This is a genomic window from Constantimarinum furrinae, from assembly GCF_014295415.1.
Taxonomy (GTDB): Bacteria; Bacteroidota; Bacteroidia; order Flavobacteriales; family Flavobacteriaceae; genus Constantimarinum; species Constantimarinum furrinae.
Map to the genome: position 1 here is coordinate 1,367,296 of NZ_CP052909.1, position 20,471 is coordinate 1,387,766.

Sequence of the window (20,471 nt, forward strand, 5' to 3'; positions counted from 1 at the left end):
TTATACTGAATAAAAAAAAGCATCCTGGAAAGGATGCTTTTTTTTTTAATATCATTTTTTTATTTCGGTTCTTTTCGACGTTCCGGTTTTAACGGAAAAGCGCTTGGAAATATTTTCTGAATTTCCAACAGCGCACGATCGGCTTCCAGTCTGGTGGCGAAATTTCCAACCCAAACCTTATAATTAGGCGTTTCATATTCTATGGATGCAGGCCAGGTTCCATAAGAGGCTCTGTATTTTTTAATTACAGAATTCGCCCGGTTCAGTTCGCCGTAATACAGCTGAATCGTATATCCGTCGGTAAGTTTATTTTCTTTTTCAAGTGACTTTTTCAAACTTAATAATTGTTCGATCTTAGGATCCTGATTTACGGTCACAGTTCCCGATTGCGCCGTAGAGACTTCAGAATACAAAAGAATTAAAAAGCTGATACTAAATATTTTAACCTTGTGTTGAAATTTCATATATTAGTTTCTTTGATGCAAATGTAAATCTTATAAACTTTAGGAAGTGCAAATTTATTATTTAGAATAAATATAAATTAACTGTTAACACTTTATTTGCATTTCTAAAATCATCTTTAAAACGTACTTTTGCACAGTTATTTTAGGTGCGTAAACACACTCTGGGTTTGAAAGAAAAATAACCAATTACGTGCCAAACTATTGACAATAATTTAACCATTAGTATGAAAAAGGTGAACTACCGAAATCTGCCGTCTCAATTGTCACTTTTGTTGTTAGCGCTTCTGCTGACTTTTTCAATTAATCTTAATGCTCAGGATACTTCGGCCGTTGCCGATGCCGAGGCTATTGCCGACGTGGCACCTGCAGATGCAGGAGGAGATATCGCAGCTGGTGAACAATTGTTTAATGCAAATTGTGCGTCTTGTCACAAATTGGATAAGAAATCCACCGGGCCGGCGCTTCGTGGTGTAGCTTCCAAGCACGACAGAGAATGGTTATATAAGTGGATTTCCAATAGTACAGAATTAATTGCTTCGGGAGACTCAAAGGCGGTACAGCTTTTTGAGGACAATAATAGATCGGTGATGACACCTTTTCCTGCATTATCGAATACAGACATAGACAATATTCTTGCCTATACGAGTCAGCCGAAACCTGAACCCACTGTCGCTCAATTACCTACAAACGGTGGTGGTGAAGGAGATTCTGGTGTATCGAATAATTTGATTTTAGGAGTGTTAGCACTTGTATTCTTAATGTTGGTGATCATGCTATTCTTGGTAACCAAAACGTTGAGAAGAATCGCCGAAGCCAACGGTGTTGAATATCCAAAAAGTGAAAAGCACACACCACTGTGGAAGGCCTTTGCCGAAAACCAGTTTATGGTTTTAGTTACCTCAATATTTCTGTTGTTAGTGGCCGGATACTTTATGTATGGTTACTTTATGCAGGTTGGGGTAGATCAGGGCTATGCTCCGGTTCAGCCTATTCATTTCTCACATAAGATACATGCCGGAGATAATCAAATAGATTGTAATTACTGTCACTCTTCTGCAAGAAAAAGTAAGACATCTGGAATTCCTTCTTTGAATGTTTGTATGAACTGTCATAAGAACATATCAGAATACGCCGGGGATGTTAATCCGGAAGAAGGATACACGATAGACTTTTACAATGCAGAGATCAAAAAATTATACGCGGCCGTTGGTTGGGATGAAGCTACACAAACGTATACGGGTGAAGAGAAGCCTGTAGAATGGGTGCGAATTCACAACCTCCCCGATTTCGCTTATTTTAATCACTCACAGCACGTAAGTGTTGCGGGAATTGAATGTCAGAAATGTCACGGACCGGTTGAAGAGATGGAGATCGTTGGTCAATTTGCTCCATTAACAATGGGATGGTGTATTAACTGTCACCGTGAAACGAATGTGAATATCGCAGGTAATGAGTATTACGAAAAGATTCACGAAGAACTCTCTAAAAAATATGGAGTGGACCAGTTGACCATTGCACAAATGGGCGGATTGGAATGTGGAAAATGTCACTATTAAAAACTAAGGAAAATTTCAAATAGCAATATGGCATCAAACAAGAAATACTGGAAAAGTGTTGAAGAGCTAAACGAGAACAGCTCTATTGTTGATACGCTACAACAAAATGAATTTGTAGAGCCTATACCAACAGATGAATTCCTTGGAAACAAGGAAACGTTGGAGACTTCTTCAACCACACGTCGCGATTTCTTAAAATACGTTGGTTTTACTACGGCCGCAGCTTCTTTAGCAGCATGTGAAGGACCCGTTATAAAGTCTATTCCTTATGTAGTTGGTCCCGATGAGATCGTACCCGGAGTGGCAAATTACTACGCCACAACCATGGCAGACGGTTTCGATTTTGCCAATGTGCTTGTTAAAACAAGAGAAGGAAGGCCTATTAAAATTGAGCGAAATGATCTGGCAGTAAATTCCAGTGTGAATGCCAGAACCCAGGCTTCTGTATTGTCGCTTTACGACAACAACAGATTGCAAGGCCCAATGGTAAATGGTGAAGATGTTAGTTGGGAAGATTTTGATATTGCCGTTGCCGGAAAAATGAACGAAATGGCGGGTAAGGATGTTGTATTGTTAACTCAAACTTTCGCCAGTCCGTCAACTACAAAATTAATTAAGGAATTTGCTTCAAAATATCCAAACGTACGTCATGTAATTTACGATACGGTTTCTTCTTCGGAAGCCATTCAGGCTTTTCAGAATAAATTCGGAAGTAGAGGATTAGCCGATTACGATTTTTCAAAAGCTGAAACGATCGTTTCAGTAGGAGCCGATTTTCTTGGAGATTGGCAAGGAGGTGGATACGATAGTGGATATGCAAAAGGACGTGTTCCGAAAAATGGAAAAATGTCTAAGCATATTCAGTTTGAAGCTAATATGACATTAAGTGGTGCCAATGCCGATAAGCGTGTCCCGGTGACTCCATCTCAGCAAAAAGAAGTATTGAAGGCACTAACCGGAGGAAGTGCTTCAGGCTTGCCCGAAAACGTAATGGCAGCTGTTGAAAGTGCTAAGAATCATCTGAGAAAAGCCGGGAATAAAGGAGTGATCATCACCGGATTATCCGATGTTGATTCCCAAACCCGAGCACTGGACTACAACGCAAACAGTATAGTGATGGATTCTGCCAAGCCACGACTTACCCGTATGGGGAATGCAGTTGAGGTGAAGCGTGTCATGGACGGTGTGATTTCGGGAAGTATAAAAGGACTGATTACCGTTGGTGTGGATCCTGTCTATTCTTTCCCTAGCAAGGATTTCGCTGTAGCCTACGAAAATTTAGAGATGACACTTGCTTTCACAATGAAGAAGGACGCAACAGCATCTCGCGCACAGTTGGTAGCGGCCACGCCACACTATCTCGAATCCTGGGGTGATGTGCAAATGAAGAAGGGTACATTCTCTTTGATGCAACCAACGATCAGAACCATTTTTAATACCAGACAATTTCAGGATTGCTTGTTAAAATGGACAGGAAATACAAACAACTATTACGATTATATTAAGGAAAACTGGAGTGGTGTTTTAGGTTCTACTTCATGGAATAAGGCGTTGCATGACGGAATATTGGTAAGCGACGCACAGGTAGAAGGAGATGAAGCTACCCTAGATGAAACGTCGGCTACTCTGGAAAGCAATACGGCTAATGGAGCAATGGCCATGACCACTCAAGATGGCGGAATGGAGCTTACGCTCTATACTACAACCGCATTGGGAGACGGGCAACAGGCGAATAACCCATGGTTACAGGAGATGCCCGATCCAATCACCAGAGCTGCCTGGGACAATTACCTTACGGTTTCAGCTTCAGATGCCAAAGCAATGAATCTCGAAAACACCCATGTGGCTAACGGAGCTTTAAACGGAAGCTACGTGAATGTGAAGATGGGAGATATAGTGATCGAAAAAGTACCGGTGCTAATTCAGCCCGGACAGGCAAAAGGATCTGTTGGTCTGGCTTTAGGTTACGGAAAAAAAGAAGCTGTTCAGAAGGAAATGCAAACCGGAGTGAACGCTTACCGCTTGTATAATAACTTCTCGGCGGTACAGAATGTAACTCTTGAAAAAACAGGTGGAGAGCATGAGTTTGCCTGTACTCAATTACAAAATACAATGATGGGGCGTGATATCATTCGTGAAACCTCACTTGAAATATTTAAGACAAAGGATGCGAAGGAATGGAATGCCGTTCCTCTTGTGTCTAAGGATCATGCTATGATCCCGGTAACTTCGCCGGATGCTGATCTTTGGGATGAATTTGAACGCGGTGTAGGGCATCATTTTAACTTGTCGATAGACCTTAACGCTTGTACCGGCTGTGGTGCTTGTGTGATCGCTTGTACAGCAGAGAATAATGTTCCTGTCGTTGGAAAAGAAGAGATAAGAAAGAGTAGAAATATGCACTGGTTGCGTATTGACAGATATTATTCCAGTGAAGAGGCTTTTGCCGGTGATCTTGAAAAGAAAGAGAATATTTCAGGTCTGGGAAGTTCATTGTCTGAATTTGCCGAACTGGAAGTCGCTTCAGAGAATCCTCAGGTCGCTTTTCAGCCTCTAATGTGTCAGCATTGTAATCACGCACCCTGCGAAACAGTTTGTCCTGTTGCGGCAACATCGCACGGCCGTCAAGGGCAAAACCACATGGCTTACAACCGTTGTGTAGGCACTCGATATTGTGCGAACAACTGTCCGTATAAAGTTCGAAGATTTAACTGGTTCTTATATGCCGAAAACGATGAGTTCGATTATAACATGAACAATGATCTTGGTCGAATGGTATTGAATCCAGACGTGGTAGTTCGTTCTCGTGGAGTTATGGAGAAATGTTCAATGTGTATTCAGAAAACACAGTTGACCATTCTTGAAGCAAAACGTGATGGCAGAGCAATTAAAGACGGAGAATTCTCCACGGCTTGTTCGGCAGCATGTAATACCGGAGCGATCGTTTTTGGAGATATCAACGATCACGACAGCGAGATATACAAAAAGAAAACAGATAAAAGAATGTATCACTTACTGGAAGCTGTAGGTACAAAACCCAACGTGGTGTATCAGGCGATGGTAAGAAATACTGAAGAAGTTTAAACTAACTAAGTAATAGTATATAAAGATATGGCGTCGCATTACGAAGCACCTATTAGGCAACCCTTAGTTACGGGAGATAAATCCTACCACGATGTTACAGTGGACGTGGCTGCACCTGTTGAAGGCAAAGCCAACAAATCATGGTGGATAGTATTTTCCATTGCTCTAATTGCCTTTCTATGGGGAATTGGGTGTATTATTTACACCATTTCCACGGGTATTGGAGTTTGGGGGTTAAATCCAACAGTTAACTGGGCCTGGGATATTACCAACTTTGTTTGGTGGGTAGGTATTGGTCACGCAGGAACACTAATTTCTGCAGTACTATTGCTCTTCCGTCAAAAATGGAGAATGGCGGTAAACCGTTCGGCAGAGGCGATGACTATCTTCTCAGTGATCCAGGCGGGATTGTTTCCAATTATACACATGGGACGGCCATGGCTTGCGTATTGGGTACTGCCAATTCCAAACCAGTTTGGTTCTTTATGGGTAAACTTTAATTCACCATTACTTTGGGATGTATTCGCGATCTCTACGTATTTATCTGTATCGCTGGTATTCTGGTGGACAGGATTACTTCCCGATTTTGCAATGATTCGTGACCGCGCGATTACACCTTTTACCAAAAGAGTTTACAGTATCTTATCCTTCGGATGGAGCGGGCGAGCAAAAGACTGGCAACGATTTGAGGAAGTTTCATTGGTTCTCGCCGGATTGGCAACACCGCTGGTACTTTCGGTACATACTATTGTATCCTTTGACTTTGCTACATCGGTAATTCCGGGATGGCATACCACCATTTTCCCACCGTACTTCGTAGCAGGAGCGATATTTTCAGGATTTGCCATGGTAAATACGCTGCTAATCATAATGCGTAAGGTGTCCAATCTTGAAGATTATATTACCATTCAGCATATAGAATTGATGAACATCGTGATCATGATCACAGGTTCTATCGTAGGGGTGGCTTATATTACCGAATTGTTTATCGCCTGGTATTCGGGTGTTGAATACGAACAGTATGCATTCCTTAATCGTGCAACCGGTCCTTACTGGTGGGCGTATTGGGCAATGATGACCTGTAATGTATTTTCTCCTCAGTTTATGTGGTTTAAAAAATTGCGAACCAGTATCATGTTTTCATTCTTTATTTCCATCGTGGTAAACATAGGAATGTGGTTTGAACGTTTTGTGATCATCGTTACTTCCCTGCACCGTGATTATCTTCCGTCCTCTTGGACGATGTTCTCACCTACATTCGTAGATATAGGGATCTTTATAGGAACTATCGGATTCTTCTTTGTTTTGTTCTTGTTGTATGCCAGAACTTTCCCTGTGATCGCACAGGCTGAAGTAAAATCTATTCTGAAAAGCTCGGGAAGTAAATACAAAAAATTGCGCTCAGAGCATGGAGACGATGTAAAGCACTATGGAGTAATTGCAGGAGGTTCTAAAGTTTCAGGAACAGCCACCACAAGTACCGGTACCATAACGACTTCTGCAGTAGATGATGAGAGAGTTGAAAGTCTGTTGGATGGTATTGGAAGATTCGATCCTGCGACCCAAACTCAGGACGATCTTAAGAAGATTAGTGGCGTTGGGCCCGTTATGGAACAGAAATTACATCAACTGGGTATCTACACCTTTGATCAGGTAAGTAGAATGACCGATAGAGAATATGACCTGTTAGACAGTATAATCGATGAATTCCCGGGTAGAGCGAAGCGCGACGATTGGGCCGGACAGGCATCAAAACTTAAAAACAATCAGTAGTATGGCATCAAAAGTGATTCACGCTATTTATACAGATGACGACCTCTTAATGCAGGCTGTGAAGCAAGTGAGAGGTGAACATTACCATATTGAAGAGGTGTATACGCCTTTTCCCGTTCATGGTCTAGACAAGGCAATGGGACTGGCTCCTACGCGAATTGCGATCACCTCCTTTCTATACGGATTGGTAGGATTATCGGTTGCAACTGTAATGATGAATTATATCATGATACAGGATTGGCCTCAAAACATTGGGGGTAAACCGAGTTTCAGCTATATTGAAAATATGCCGGCATTTGTTCCCATCATGTTTGAAATGACCGTATTCTTTGCTGCTCACTTAATGGTGATCACCTTTTATATGCGTAGTAAATTATGGCCTTTTAAAAAGGCGGAGAACCCTGATGTGAGAACTACAGATGATCATTTTTTAATGGCAGTAGATGTTGGAAACAATGATGTAGAACAACTTTCAAAGTTTTTATACGACACAGGTGCATTGGAAATTAGTTTAATTGAAAATGACGAAGACCACTAATATGAAGAAATTAATCAACATAAGCTTAGTAATGGTAGCTTCCCTGAGTTTGGTTTCCTGTTTTAATTCAGACAAACCTAACTATCAGTATATGCCAAATATGTATGAACCGGTGGGCTACGAAACCTATGGCGAATACGATGTCTTTCCGGGTAATATGGAAGCCATGTTACCGGCAGAAGGATCAATTCCTCGTGGATGGCAACCTTACGATTATGAGAATACAACAGCCGGTTTAGAACTTGCTCGTTTGGAATTGAAAAACCCTCTTGAGGTAACAGATGAAAATCTTGCGGCAGGAGCACAGTTATACACAATATATTGTGCGATTTGCCACGGGGATAGTGGAGACGGGATAGGAACTTTAGCCGAGCGAAAGAAATTTTTAGGGATTCCAAGTTATGCAGATCCGGGACGTAATATTACTGAAGGTAGTATTTACCATGTGCAGATGTATGGGCTTAATGCAATGGGGTCTTATGCTTCTCAAACCAATGAACTGGAACGTTGGCAAATTACACAACACGTTATGAATCTAAAAGCTGCTTTAAAAGGCGAGCCCGGGCTCACCCCGAGTATTGCAGATTCAACACTGACAAATACGCCGTCATTAACCGAAAATAATACTTCTGAAACGACATCAACTTCAGAAGATCAGTAATTAAAGAATTAAGAGAATAGCTAGAGATATGTATACGCTACCTAATAAATTGAAACTGTTCGCTACTATTTTTATGGTGGTTGGCGCCATTGGAATCATTTCAGGATTTCTTACCACACCGTCTACTACGGCTGAAGTAAAAGAAATGATGGCCGATGCACATCATGACGAAGGAACTGCCGGAGACCACGAGATGATGAAAGATGAGCACGCCGGAGGTCACGATGAAACCAAAGCGTCGCATGGTGTGAGTAGTGATAATGCCCACGATAATGAGGAAGAACATTTATTGCATACTTTGCATCAAATGCAGAACAGACCATGGTCTGCCCTTTATATCGCATCTTTCTTCTTTTTCATGATCGCTTTAGGAACCCTTGCCTTTTACGCAATACAGTATGCGGCACAGGCCGGTTGGTCACCAGTATTATTTAGAGTGATGGAAGGAATAACGGCCTATCTTCCCATAGCTTCAGTGATCTTATTTGTTCTTTTACTATTGTCTGCTTTTGGAGTAAATCATATTTTTCATTGGATGGATCCCGAATTAGTTGATGTTAACAGTGACAAATACGACAAGATCATTGACGGAAAGAGTGGTTATCTTAATGTACCTTTCTTTCTTATCCGCGCAGCTATTTACCTTATAGGATGGAACCTTTATAGATTCTATTCGCGAAAATATTCACTCCGAGATGACGATGCTACAGATAACCGTTGGTTTAAAAAGAATTTTAAAATGTCGGCGGTATTCCTCGTATTCTTTATAGTAACCGAATCTATGATGTCATGGGATTGGATCATGAGTTTCGATCCTCATTGGTTTAGCACCTTGTTCGGTTGGTATGTATTTGCCGGAATGATGGTGTGCGCATTTACGGTAATCGCCATGGTTACAATGATTTTAAAATCTCAGGGGTATCTGGAATACGTGAACGATAGTCATATTCACGATTTAGCAAAATTCATGTTTGCCTTCAGTATTTTCTGGACCTACTTGTGGTTTTCACAATTCATGCTTATCTGGTATGCAAACATCCCGGAAGAAGTAACCTATTTCGTTACCAGAATAGAAGATTATAAGCTACCATTCTTCGGAATGTTAGTGATGAATTTTGTTTTCCCAGTTCTGTTATTAATGAACAGTGATTATAAGAGAATAAACTGGTTCGTGGTAATGACCGGAATAGTAATATTAGCAGGCCACTATGTCGATGTGTTCAATATGGTTATGCCGGCTACCGTTGGAAAATCATGGTATATTGGATTACCTGAAATAGGATCGATGCTGTTTTTCTTTGGACTGTTTGTTTTGGTAGTGTTCACAGCACTGGCAAAAGCGCCGTTATTGGCGAAAAACAATCCGTTTATGAAGGAAAGTAAGCATTTTCATTATTAATAAAAATTTAGAAGACAGATAACGATGACCGCATTTTTAGTTGTATTAGTAATCATTCTTTTTGGCGTTGCTGTTTGGCAAATGAGCAAAATATTTCAAATGTCTCAAACTGCGCAAACCGATACTTCAGAAATAGCTAACGAAAAGGATAACAACATTAACGGATGGTTAATGCTGGGATTTGTGTTTTTCATTTATATCATTTTGGCAGTGTGCTTCTGGAAATGGTTTGATGTGTTATTGCCGGTGGCAGCATCAGAACACGGTCTGGAGATTGACCAGTTGATGCTGGTTTCGATGATACTTATTTTTATCGTCGGGATCATAACGCAATGGTTGTTACACTATTTTGCCTTTAAATACAGAGGTGACAGACCGAGAAAGGCATTGTTTTACGCCGATAATGATAAACTTGAATTTATCTGGACTATTATTCCTGTAATCGTTCTTGCCGGCCTTATTATCTATGGTTTGTTTACCTGGACCGATATAATGAATATCAATGAGGAAGACGATCCTATGGTTATTGAACTGTATGCGTATCAATTCGATTGGAGAGCGAGATACAGTGGTGAGGATAATACCTTGGGAGAGGCAAATGTTCGATTGATTGAAGGTGTAAATCAACTCGGTGTAGATGGTTCAGATCCGTATGCTCAGGATGATGTAGTCGTAAACGAATTACATTTGCCTGTAGGAAGAAAGATTATTTTTAAAATGCGATCTCAGGACGTATTACACTCAGCCTATATGCCGCATTTCAGGGCTCAAATGAACTGCGTGCCCGGTATGATCACTCAGTTTTCATTTACCCCAACCATCACCACAGAAGAGATGCGTGAAAATGAGGACATTGTCGCTAAGGTAACTAAGATTAATAAAATTAGAAGAGAAAATAGCCTTGCCTTAGCTGCTAAGGGGGAAGAACCTCTGGAAGAATATGTGTTTGACTATATACTTCTTTGTAACAAGATATGTGGAAATAATCACTACAATATGCAGATGAAGATCATAGTAGAAACCGAAGAAGAGTTTAACGCATGGATGGAAACTCAAAAAACCATTTCAGAAACTCTAAATCAATAATAAAAATAGTTTAAAAAGATATGTCAGCACACGCACACGACCACGCAGAAGATCACCACGATGATCACGGACATCATCATAAAGAGACCTTTATAACTAAATATATCTTTAGTCAGGATCATAAAATGATCTCCAAGCAGTACCTTATTACAGGGCTGTTCATGGGTATCATTGGTATTGCTATGTCTATTCTTTTCAGAATGCAATTGGCCTGGCCCGAAGAACCCTTTACAATATTTGAGATCTTTCTGGGAAAATGGGCAGAAGGTGGTGTAATGGACCCCAATGTGTATCTGGCCTTGGTTACAATACACGGTACCATTATGGTATTCTTTGTTTTGACCGCCGGATTAAGTGGTACATTCAGTAATTTGTTGATTCCGTTGCAGATAGGAGCCCGTGATATGGCTTCGGGATTCCTCAACATGATCTCCTATTGGTTGTTTTTCCTATCAAGTGTGATCATGGTTTTATCGTTATTTGTAGAGGCAGGACCGGCTTCAGCAGGATGGACTATCTATCCACCACTTAGTGCGCTACCGCAGGCTATACCAGGATCTGGTGCCGGTATGACCCTATGGTTGGTTTCTATGGCAGTCTTTATTGCATCTTCGTTATTGGGATCATTAAACTATATAGTTACCGTAATCAACTTGCGAACTAAGGGTATGTCCATGACGCGACTTCCGTTGACCATCTGGGCGTTTTTTGTGACAGCTATCATTGGGGTTGTTTCCTTCCCTGTATTATTTTCTGCTGCCCTCATGCTTATTATGGATCGTAGTTTTGGAACATCATTTTTCCTTTCAGACATCTATATTGCCGGTGAAGTACTCCATAATCAAGGAGGGTCTCCTGTTTTATTCGAACACTTGTTCTGGTTCCTTGGTCACCCGGAAGTATATATTGTAATCCTCCCGGCGATGGGACTGGTTTCTGAAATTATTGCTACGAGCTCACGAAAACCAATATTTGGTTATCGTGCGATGGTTGCTTCAATACTTGCGATCGCGTTTTTATCTACTATCGTGTGGGGACATCATATGTTCGTTACAGGAATGAATCCGTTCCTTGGTTCGGTGTTTACATTTACAACACTTTTGATCGCAATCCCTTCCGCGGTAAAAGCATTTAACTGGATCACGACACTCTGGAAAGGGAATCTCCAGATGAATACCGCCATGTTGTTCTCTATAGGATTTGTGTCTACTTTTATTTCAGGAGGACTTACGGGAATTATTCTTGGTGATAGTGCATTAGATATAAACGTTCACGATACCTACTTCGTTGTAGCTCACTTTCACTTGGTAATGGGTATTTCAGCGCTGTATGGTTTGTTTGCCGGAGTATATCACTGGTTTTCAAAAATGTTTGAAGGACGGATGCTCAATAAGAATCTGGGCTATATACATTTTTGGGTGACTGTGGTAGGTGCTTATGGAGTTTTCTTCCCTATGCACTTTATTGGAATGGCGGGACTACCTCGACGTTATTACACCAATACCAATTTTCCGTATTTTGACGACCTTACCGATGTAAATGTGGTAATAACAATCTTTGCTATTATTACGGCCGCAGCACAGTTGGTATTCCTTTATAACTTCATCCACTCTATGTTCTACGGAAAGAAAGGACCTAAGAATCCTTGGAAGTCGAATACACTTGAATGGACCGCAGAAGTAAAACACATCCACGGAAACTGGGATGGACCTATACCTCATGTGTATCGATGGGCGTATGATTACAGTAAGCTCAATGCCGATGAGACAGATTATGTCCTTCCGGGGCAGGATTATGCACCACAGCACATTCCGCTTCAGGAAAACGAAGAAGAAATGCATCATTAACGAAAAGATGTAAAAAGATAAAAGCCCTCCCTAACACTATGTTTTGGAGGGTTTTCTTTTTTATCTTAGCGTTCTTTTTATAGACGTTATGAATACCGTTAAAAAGATCGTCAAACATTTTGGAGCAGCGGTATCGGGTACTGAAGAAGATTATACTTCAGGCAGTATTCGAAAGGCTATTTTTATGTTATCGGTTCCTATGGTGCTGGAAATGATGATGGAATCTATCTTTTTTCTTGTAGATGCATACTTCGTTTCAAGTCTTGGACCAAGGGCTATAGCGACTGTAGGTCTTACCGAATCTGTACTGACCTTAGTTTACGCTATTGCCATTGGATTAAGCATGGGAGTGACTGCGATCGTTGCCAGAAGAACAGGGGAAAAGGATAGGGACGGAGCTGCCAAAACAGCGGTGCAGTCTATCATTCTTGGGATTGCACTTGCCATGATGATAAGTGTTGTGGGTATTCTATTTCCAAAGGAAATCCTAGCTCTCATGGGTGGTGAGCCAGAGCTTATTGCTGAAGGTTACCAATACACCCAGATCTTACTTGGGGGTAATGTAACCATTATGTTGCTTTTTATTATAAATGCAATTTTCAGAGGAGCCGGAGATGCATCTGTAGCCATGAAGGTCTTAATAATTTCAAATATCCTGAATATAATTCTTGACCCTATTTTTATTTTCGGTCTCGGACCAATTCCGGCTTTTGGTGTTAAAGGAGCCGCGATTGCTACAACCATTGGCAGGGGATCTGCAGTAATTATTCAACTGCTCATTTTGTTTTACGGTTGGAGTAAGATCAAAGTAGGTATAAAGGATTCTATCATAAGGCTAGGTATAATGATGAACCTCATTAGGGTCTCACTGGGAGGAATCTTCCAGTTTATTATAGGAACCTCGAGTTGGGTTTTTTTAATGCGCATTATGGCCGAATTTGGCAGTGAAGTGTTGGCGGGCTATACCATTGCAATTCGAGTTTTGATGTTCACGCTGATGCCTTCCTGGGGCATGAGTAATGCAGCGGCAACACTTGTGGGTCAGAATCTTGGTGCCAATCGGCCCTTACGCGCAGAACGATCTGTATGGAAGACCGGTAAGTACAATGCAATATTTATGGTTATCGTCTCTTTGGGGTATTTGTTTTTTGCCGAGTATATTCTGAAAATATTCAGTGAAGATCCACAGGTTATTAAATATGGTGCATTGAGTCTTAGGGTGATCGCAGCAGGTTATGTATTCTATGCCTATGGGATGGTAGTCATTCAGGCATTCAATGGGGCGGGTGATACCCGTACGCCAACTATAATTAATTTCTTTTGTTTTTGGTTGTTCCAACTTCCATTTGCCTATGTTGCTGCTTTGTACTTTAATTGGGGTGTTTTAGGGGTGCTACTGGCTATAACACTGGCCGAAGCCCTTATCGCCGTGATCGGGGTGTTCCTGTTTAAAAGAGGAGCCTGGAAAACCGTTAAAGTATAGTCTTTTATGCGCTATTCATCAGAAATACGTGAAACTACGTATTGGTACAAAATGGAAGGATAAGTACCTTTATGCTGTTAATACTAGTTGACAGGAAGAGGAGCCTGTCAATTCCATAAAGCTGCAATTTGATTTGTGGCTTTTTTTATTTACCTCCTCGGGCAGGATAATTCTTTTCGTTTATAAAATCGATAGATTTCAGTAGATCATCAAACTGAGGTCGGGCAAACGGCATGGTTTGAATAGATGCACTATACAGCGTTTTATCGGGTCTTACCAGAAACAAGGCAGGTTCAGAAAACACCTCGGGTTCCTCATCTTTTATCGCTTTTGAAATATACAAACCCCAATCCCTGGCTATTGCTTCGGTCATACTGTAAGCGACGGGAACATTCTTTATATCCCATTTTTCAGTTGAAATTTTAGCTCTTTTTTCAGTATCCATGCTAATAGCAACTACATCAACTCCCCGGTCTTTAAAGTCGCTTAACTTCTTTTCGAGTGCTTCAAGATATTTTTTACATACGGGACAGTGTAATCCACGGTAAAAAATCATCATTGTAAAATGTTCCGGGTTTTGGTCCTTTAACTCCCAATCCCCTCCTTCTACTAACGGTAATTTCAGATCTGGACAGAGTGCATTTGGCTTTATCATAGTTTTTTATTTAAAGATAAAAATTGAAATAAAGACAATCTCACAAGACTCTATTAAATGAGTGTTAAATAGTTATAAACAACGCTCGAATAAGAGTCTTACAGTATAATTACAGTTCGTATATTTGTTTTATGAACGAAAATCTTGACCCAACCGACGAAAATCTGAGTCCGATCGATCTCGACATAGAGAAGAAATTGCGACCCCTTACATTCGACGACTTTACAGGGCAGGATCAGGCACTGGAAAATCTTCAGATCTTTGTTCAGGCGGCAAATCTAAGAGATGAAGCACTGGATCATACCTTGTTTCACGGTCCCCCGGGCTTAGGAAAAACCACCTTGGCCCATATACTCGCCAATGAACTTTCGGTAGGGATAAAAGTAACCTCCGGACCCGTACTCGACAAACCTGGAGATCTGGCTGGATTATTAACTAATCTCGATGAAAGGGATGTATTATTTATCGATGAAATTCACAGATTAAGTCCTATCGTTGAAGAATACCTGTATTCGGCTATGGAAGATTATAAGATCGATATAATGATCGAAACCGGGCCCAATGCACGTTCTGTTCAGATCAATCTAAACCCGTTTACTCTAATCGGTGCTACTACCCGTTCGGGGCTGTTAACGGCTCCAATGCGAGCGCGATTCGGAATATCTTCAAGACTTCAGTATTATACTACCGAACTACTCACCACGATAATTCAACGTAGCGCAGGAATTTTAAAAATGCCCATTTCAATGGAAGCCGCTATTGAGATCGCAGGAAGAAGTAGAGGGACGCCACGAATTGCCAATGCGCTATTGCGCAGGGTAAGAGATTTTGCTCAAATAAAAGGAGACGGGAATATCGATATAAAAATTGCCAGAATTGCACTGGAAGCTCTACATGTGGACGCACACGGTCTTGATGAAATGGACAATAAAATATTAACTACCTTAATAGATAAATTCAAAGGTGGACCGGTAGGGATTACGACGCTGGCAACTGCAGTTTCGGAAAGTAGCGAAACCATTGAGGAAGTTTACGAGCCGTTCTTAATTCAGCAGGGCTTTATTATAAGAACACCCCGGGGTCGCGAAGTAACTGAAGCGGCCTATAAGCATCTTGGGAAAAGTAAGGGTCCTTCTCAAGGCGGACTTTTTTAATATGCCGAAAGCACCGTTTCTGAGTGCTCATAAATTTTGAAATGCCAAAGCACAAAACATATAATTACCCCAGATCACTTCCATTGCTCAAATTTTTTTTGAATGCCGAAGCCATCAGGAAAAATCCGCTCCCATTTCACAGAAAATTCTTCAATAGCTATGGGGATACCTTTTCGGTGAACCTGGGTAACGGTAAACGAATATTATTGTCCCGGGATAAAGAGGTGGTGCAATACATACTTCAGAAAAACCATAAGAATTATTTTAAATCTACGATTCAGACAAAATATCTTTCGAAGTATCTGGGCAATGGATTGCTTACAGCGAATGGTGATTACTGGCTTCAGCAGCGACGCCTTATTCAACCTGCTTTTCACCGAAAGAAAATGGAGTCGCTAATAGCTCTCATTCAGGAGACCATAGAAGAGGAACTTTTTGAATTGCCAACAAAGAAAGAAGTTGATGTTTTTAATGTGATGAATGAATTAGCATTTAATGTAGTGGCAAATGCACTCTTCAATGTATCGGTTTCTGGAGAAACCCTAAAACGACTTCAGAAGATCATTCAGGAAATACAGCTATTTTTAGTGAAAGAGATCAGGCTTCCGCATAAAGGATGGTGGTTTCATGTGAGTGGACAAGTTAAGAGGCATAAACAACTTGCTCAGGAATCCAGGGAAATTATTCAGAAGATCATCGAAAAACGTAAGGAATCTAACGAAACTCATGAGGATCTTTTGGATATGCTTCTGGCCACGCGATATGAAGATACCGGGGAGCCTATGACCACCGAGCAACTCATAGATGAAATTTCGATTCTATTCGTCGCAGGGCATGAGACCACCGCCAATGCGCTCACCTTTACCATATTTTTGCTGGCAAAACACCCCAGTGAATGTCAAAAAGTTTACGAAGAAATACTGAAAGTTACTGCGAAAACCTCAAATCTCACAGAGCAAATTAAAATCATGGAATATACCAGAGCGGTGATAGACGAATCCATGCGTCTGTATCCACCCGCCTGGATCACAGATCGCGAGAATCTTGAAGACGATATTATTAAAGATTTTCATATTCGGAAAAATACTCTGGTGGGTGTTTCCTTTTATGAGTTACATCGTCATCCCGAATATTGGGAATCACCCAATGCGTTTAAACCCGAACGTTTTATTGGGGAACAAAAGAAACTCACCAATGACTGCTATTATCCTTTTGGTGCCGGCCCCCGCATGTGTATTGGTATGAGTTTCGCCGTTTATGAGATGGTTTTGGCAACGGCCTATATCGTGAAGAATTACAGGCTTAAAACCAATAAGGTTGATATAAAACTCAACCCATTGATCACTTTAAAGCCGATTGGAGTTACAGCTACTTTTGACAAAAGGAATAATTAAAATTGAATGCGTTAAAACCTGTGGACCACAGAAATAAAAATACACAGCTCATTAAGACCGAGGCCAAGCGCCTGGGTTTTATGTCTTGTGGGATTAGTAAGGCCGGATTTCTTGAAGAGGAAGCACCGCGTCTGGAAAAGTGGTTGAATAACAACATGCATGGCGAAATGGGATATATGGAAAATTATTTCGATAAGCGTTTGGATCCCACCAAACTGGTTCCCGGTTCTAAAAGTGTTATTTCATTGTTGCTCAATTACTATCCTGAAAAAACGCAGGATCCCGGAACTTATAAGCTCTCGAAATACGCGTACGGAACCGATTATCACTTCGTGATCAAGGATAAACTGAAACAGTTACTTTTCTTTATTAACAGTGAAATTGGCGATGTACACGGTAGAGCTTTTGTCGACTCTGCTCCGGTCCTAGACAAAGCTTGGGCGGCGAAAAGTGGATTGGGCTGGATGGGTAAGCATACGAATTTGCTTACCAAACAACTGGGTTCATTTTATTTTATTGCTGAATTAATATTGGATCTTGAACTCGAATACGATACTCCGGTTACCGATCATTGCGGTTCTTGTACAGCCTGTATTGATGCCTGCCCAACTGAAGCAATAGTAGAACCCTATAAGGTAGATGGCAGTAAATGTATTTCTTATTTTACCATCGAACTTAAAAATGAGATTCCAACTTCCTTTAAAGGGGAGTACGATGATTGGGTGTTTGGCTGTGATGTTTGTCAGGACGTTTGTCCGTGGAATCGTTTTTCTAAATCTCATAGGGAACCCCTGTTCGATCCTAATCCCAAACTCTTAAACATGAGTAAAAAGGATTGGGAGGAGATTACTAAAGATGTTTTTAATGAACTTTTTAAAAAAAGTGCGGTAAAGAGAACCAAATACGAAGGTTTAAAACGCAATATTAACTTCCTGAAAGATTAACGGCGATTATTTTCTCATTTCAGCTAACCTTTTACCTTTGTAAGTTCTATTTAACCAGCCTATGAGCAAACAAAGTAAACGTCGCGAAGCACTATTATATCACGCAAAACCCCGTCCGGGGAAAATTCAGGTAGTTCCAACCAAGAAGTATGCTACCCAACGTGATCTTTCGCTGGCGTATTCTCCCGGAGTAGCCGAGCCCTGCCTTGAAATAGAAAAGGATGTAAACAACGTTTATAAATATACGAATAAAGGAAATCTAGTTGCGGTTATTTCAAACGGGACTGCCGTACTAGGGTTAGGAAATATTGGTCCTGAAGCTTCCAAGCCTGTGATGGAAGGGAAAGGATTGTTATTTAAGATATTTGCCGATATCGATGTCTTCGATATTGAAGTAAACACAGAGAATATAGATGACTTTGTCTTGGCAGTTAAAAGCATTGCTCCAACATTCGGCGGAATAAATCTGGAAGATATAAAAGCACCTGAAGCTTTCGAGATAGAACGAAGACTAAAAGCAGAACTAAATATCCCGGTAATGCACGACGATCAACACGGGACAGCTATTATTTCGGCCGCTGCCTTGATCAATGCCCTGGAGATCGCCGAGAAAAAAATCGAGGAAGTACGAATTGTAATTAGTGGTGCAGGTGCCGCAGCGGTCTCCTGTACTCGTTTATACAAGGCCTTTGGAGCGAAAGCCGAAAACATTGTAATGTTGGACAGCAAAGGAGTGATTCGAATGGATCGGGAAGGTCTTTCAGAAGAAAAGGCAGAATTTGCTACTTCCAGAAAGATTGATTCCCTGATAGAAGCCATGAAGGACGCCGATGTTTTTGTAGGTCTTTCAATTGCAGATATCGTTACTCCAAAAATGCTAAAAGCAATGGCCAACGATCCTATTGTTTTCGCTATGGCAAATCCCGACCCTGAGATCGATTACGACCTGGCGGTTAAGACGCGCAGTGATATCATTATGGCCACCGGAAGAAGTGATCATCCCAATCAGGTAAATAATGTACTGGGCTTTCCGTTTATCTTTCGTGGGGCACTCGACGTGCGAGCAACCAAGATCAACGAAGAAATGAAGATGGCTGCTGTGAAGGCTCTTGCTGCCCTGGCTAAAGAACCGGTTCCCGAACAAGTGAATATTGCGTATGGGGAAACTCGCCTAAACTTTGGTAAAGAGTATATCATTCCAAAGCCCTTTGATCCCAGACTTATTGCTGCAGTACCTCCTGCTGTGGCCAAAGCCGCAATGGAGAGTGGAGTAGCTACCGAACCGATTTCAGACTGGAATAAGTACAGAGATGAACTTTATGAACGAATGGGTAGCGATAACAAGATTATTAGACTGCTCATAAACCGCGCGAAAACAAATCCGAAAAGGATCGTTTTTGCCGAAGCCGATCATCTGGATGTTTTAAAGGCAGCTCAGATCGTTTCCGATGAAGGTATCGGTATCCCTATTTTATTAGGACGAAAAGAGATCATTCATGAGTTGATGGAGCAGTTGGAATTTGAAGCAAAAGTGGACGTCATCGACCCGAAAAGTGATGATCAGACTGAAAAGCTGAACGAATATGCTGAAAAGTTCTGGAAAAACCGGCGACGGAGCGGAGTTTCCCTCTATGACGCTCAAAAGCTGTTACGAGAGCGTAATTACTTTGCTTCTATGATGGTTTTGGAAGGTGATGCGGATGCTATGATATCTGGATATTCAAGATCTTATCCATCAGTTGTTCGTCCGGTATTGGAAACCATTGGTAAATTTGAAGGGGTGAGTAAGGTGGCCACGACGAATTTGATGCTTACAAAAAGAGGTCCGTTATTCTTAAGTGATACCTCTATCAATATTGATCCAACAGCTAAAGAGTTGGCAAAGATCGCCCAGATGACCAACTACACCATGAAAATGTTTGGTTTGGACCCGGTAATTGCGATGATCTCTTATGCCAATTTCGGATCCTCCAAGGATCCACATGCAGACAAGGTAAGAGAGGCAGTTGAATTACTGCATAAATCTAATCCGGACATGGTGGTAGACGGTGAATTGCAAACCGATTTTGCTCTAAACCCGGTAATGCTTCAAAGAAAGTTTCCATTTTCAAAACTCGCGGGTAAAAAAGTAAATGCATTGATATTCCCTAATTTGGATTCTGCTAACAGTAACTACAAGTTGCTCAAGGAGTTGAACAGTGTGGAATCTATTGGTCCCATTATGCTTGGTTTAAAGAAACCGGTACACATTCTTCAGTTGGGTGCAAGTGTTGAGGAAATTGTGAATATGGCCGCAGTTGCCGTGGTAGATGCACAACAAAAAGAAAAGAGACAAAAGGAACTTAAAAAGCCTAAAAAGTAAAGAGATTTTCATATTTGCAGGGATGGCAGATGCAAATAATTATGCTATATTTGGGCGATTAACATTTCATT

15 protein-coding genes are annotated in these 20,471 nt (G+C 41.1%); 13 read left to right on the forward strand and 2 right to left on the reverse strand.

Annotated features, from left to right (window positions below; translation table 11 throughout):
- Positions 1–59: 59 nt before the first annotated feature.
- Complete coding sequence (locus ALE3EI_RS06240; RefSeq protein WP_186992014.1) at positions 60–464, reverse strand: SPOR domain-containing protein; 405 nt, start codon at positions 462–464, stop codon at positions 60–62.
- Positions 465–688: 224 nt separating this feature from the next.
- On the opposite strand from ALE3EI_RS06240, the gene ALE3EI_RS06245 reads away from it, so the two are divergent.
- The 9 genes from ALE3EI_RS06245 (at position 689) to ALE3EI_RS06285 (ending at position 13,891) form a co-directional block, all read left to right on the forward strand.
- Entirely contained in the window at positions 689–2,020 is a 1,332-nt protein-coding gene (locus ALE3EI_RS06245) for a c-type cytochrome (protein WP_186992016.1), read from the forward strand.
- A gap of 27 nt (positions 2,021–2,047) precedes the next feature.
- Positions 2,048–5,104, forward strand: a complete 3,057-nt coding sequence (locus ALE3EI_RS06250; RefSeq protein ID WP_186992018.1) for a TAT-variant-translocated molybdopterin oxidoreductase — start codon at positions 2,048–2,050, stop codon at positions 5,102–5,104.
- Positions 5,105–5,131: 27 nt separating this feature from the next.
- Positions 5,132–6,877 (forward strand): NrfD/PsrC family molybdoenzyme membrane anchor subunit, encoded by a 1,746-nt coding sequence (gene nrfD / locus ALE3EI_RS06255; RefSeq protein WP_186992020.1) that lies wholly within the window; start codon positions 5,132–5,134, stop codon positions 6,875–6,877.
- 1 nt (position 6,878) lies between these two features.
- On the forward strand, positions 6,879–7,415 hold the full coding sequence (locus ALE3EI_RS06260; RefSeq protein ID WP_186992022.1) for a DUF3341 domain-containing protein: 537 nt from the start codon (positions 6,879–6,881) through the stop codon (positions 7,413–7,415).
- A gap of 1 nt (position 7,416) precedes the next feature.
- The gene (locus tag ALE3EI_RS06265) at positions 7,417–8,076 is read left to right on the forward strand and encodes a c-type cytochrome (RefSeq protein ID WP_186992024.1); all 660 of its coding nucleotides are present in this window, start codon (positions 7,417–7,419) and stop codon (positions 8,074–8,076) included.
- A gap of 28 nt (positions 8,077–8,104) precedes the next feature.
- Positions 8,105–9,475 (forward strand): quinol:cytochrome C oxidoreductase, encoded by a 1,371-nt coding sequence (locus ALE3EI_RS06270; protein ID WP_186992026.1) that lies wholly within the window; start codon positions 8,105–8,107, stop codon positions 9,473–9,475.
- 24 nt (positions 9,476–9,499) lie between these two features.
- Positions 9,500–10,561, forward strand: coding sequence for a cytochrome c oxidase subunit II (locus ALE3EI_RS06275; protein ID WP_186992028.1), 1,062 nt, complete (start codon positions 9,500–9,502; stop codon positions 10,559–10,561).
- A gap of 20 nt (positions 10,562–10,581) precedes the next feature.
- Complete coding sequence (locus tag ALE3EI_RS06280) at positions 10,582–12,408, forward strand: cytochrome c oxidase subunit I (RefSeq protein WP_186992030.1); 1,827 nt, start codon at positions 10,582–10,584, stop codon at positions 12,406–12,408.
- Positions 12,409–12,496: 88 nt separating this feature from the next.
- The gene (locus ALE3EI_RS06285; RefSeq protein ID WP_186992032.1) at positions 12,497–13,891 is read left to right on the forward strand and encodes an MATE family efflux transporter; all 1,395 of its coding nucleotides are present in this window, start codon (positions 12,497–12,499) and stop codon (positions 13,889–13,891) included.
- Positions 13,892–14,036: 145 nt separating this feature from the next.
- Here ALE3EI_RS06285 and ALE3EI_RS06290 read toward each other — a convergent pair whose 3' ends face one another.
- On the reverse strand, positions 14,037–14,546 hold the full coding sequence (locus ALE3EI_RS06290) for a peroxiredoxin-like family protein (RefSeq protein ID WP_186992034.1): 510 nt from the start codon (positions 14,544–14,546) through the stop codon (positions 14,037–14,039).
- A 131-nt stretch (positions 14,547–14,677) separates the two neighbouring features.
- On the opposite strand from ALE3EI_RS06290, the gene ruvB reads away from it, so the two are divergent.
- From ruvB to ALE3EI_RS06310, 4 genes are all read left to right on the forward strand, one after another.
- Positions 14,678–15,700 (forward strand): Holliday junction branch migration DNA helicase RuvB, encoded by a 1,023-nt coding sequence (gene ruvB / locus ALE3EI_RS06295; RefSeq protein ID WP_186992036.1) that lies wholly within the window; start codon positions 14,678–14,680, stop codon positions 15,698–15,700.
- 41 nt (positions 15,701–15,741) lie between these two features.
- Positions 15,742–17,094, forward strand: a complete 1,353-nt coding sequence (locus ALE3EI_RS06300) for a cytochrome P450 (protein ID WP_186992038.1) — start codon at positions 15,742–15,744, stop codon at positions 17,092–17,094.
- Between the two features lie 20 nt (positions 17,095–17,114).
- Positions 17,115–18,038 carry a tRNA epoxyqueuosine(34) reductase QueG gene (gene queG, locus ALE3EI_RS06305; protein ID WP_186992040.1) on the forward strand — a complete coding sequence of 308 codons (924 nt, stop codon included), beginning with the start codon at positions 17,115–17,117 and terminating at the stop codon, positions 18,036–18,038.
- A 61-nt stretch (positions 18,039–18,099) separates the two neighbouring features.
- Positions 18,100–20,400 (forward strand): NADP-dependent malic enzyme, encoded by a 2,301-nt coding sequence (locus tag ALE3EI_RS06310; protein ID WP_186992042.1) that lies wholly within the window; start codon positions 18,100–18,102, stop codon positions 20,398–20,400.
- Positions 20,401–20,471: the final 71 nt, after the last annotated feature.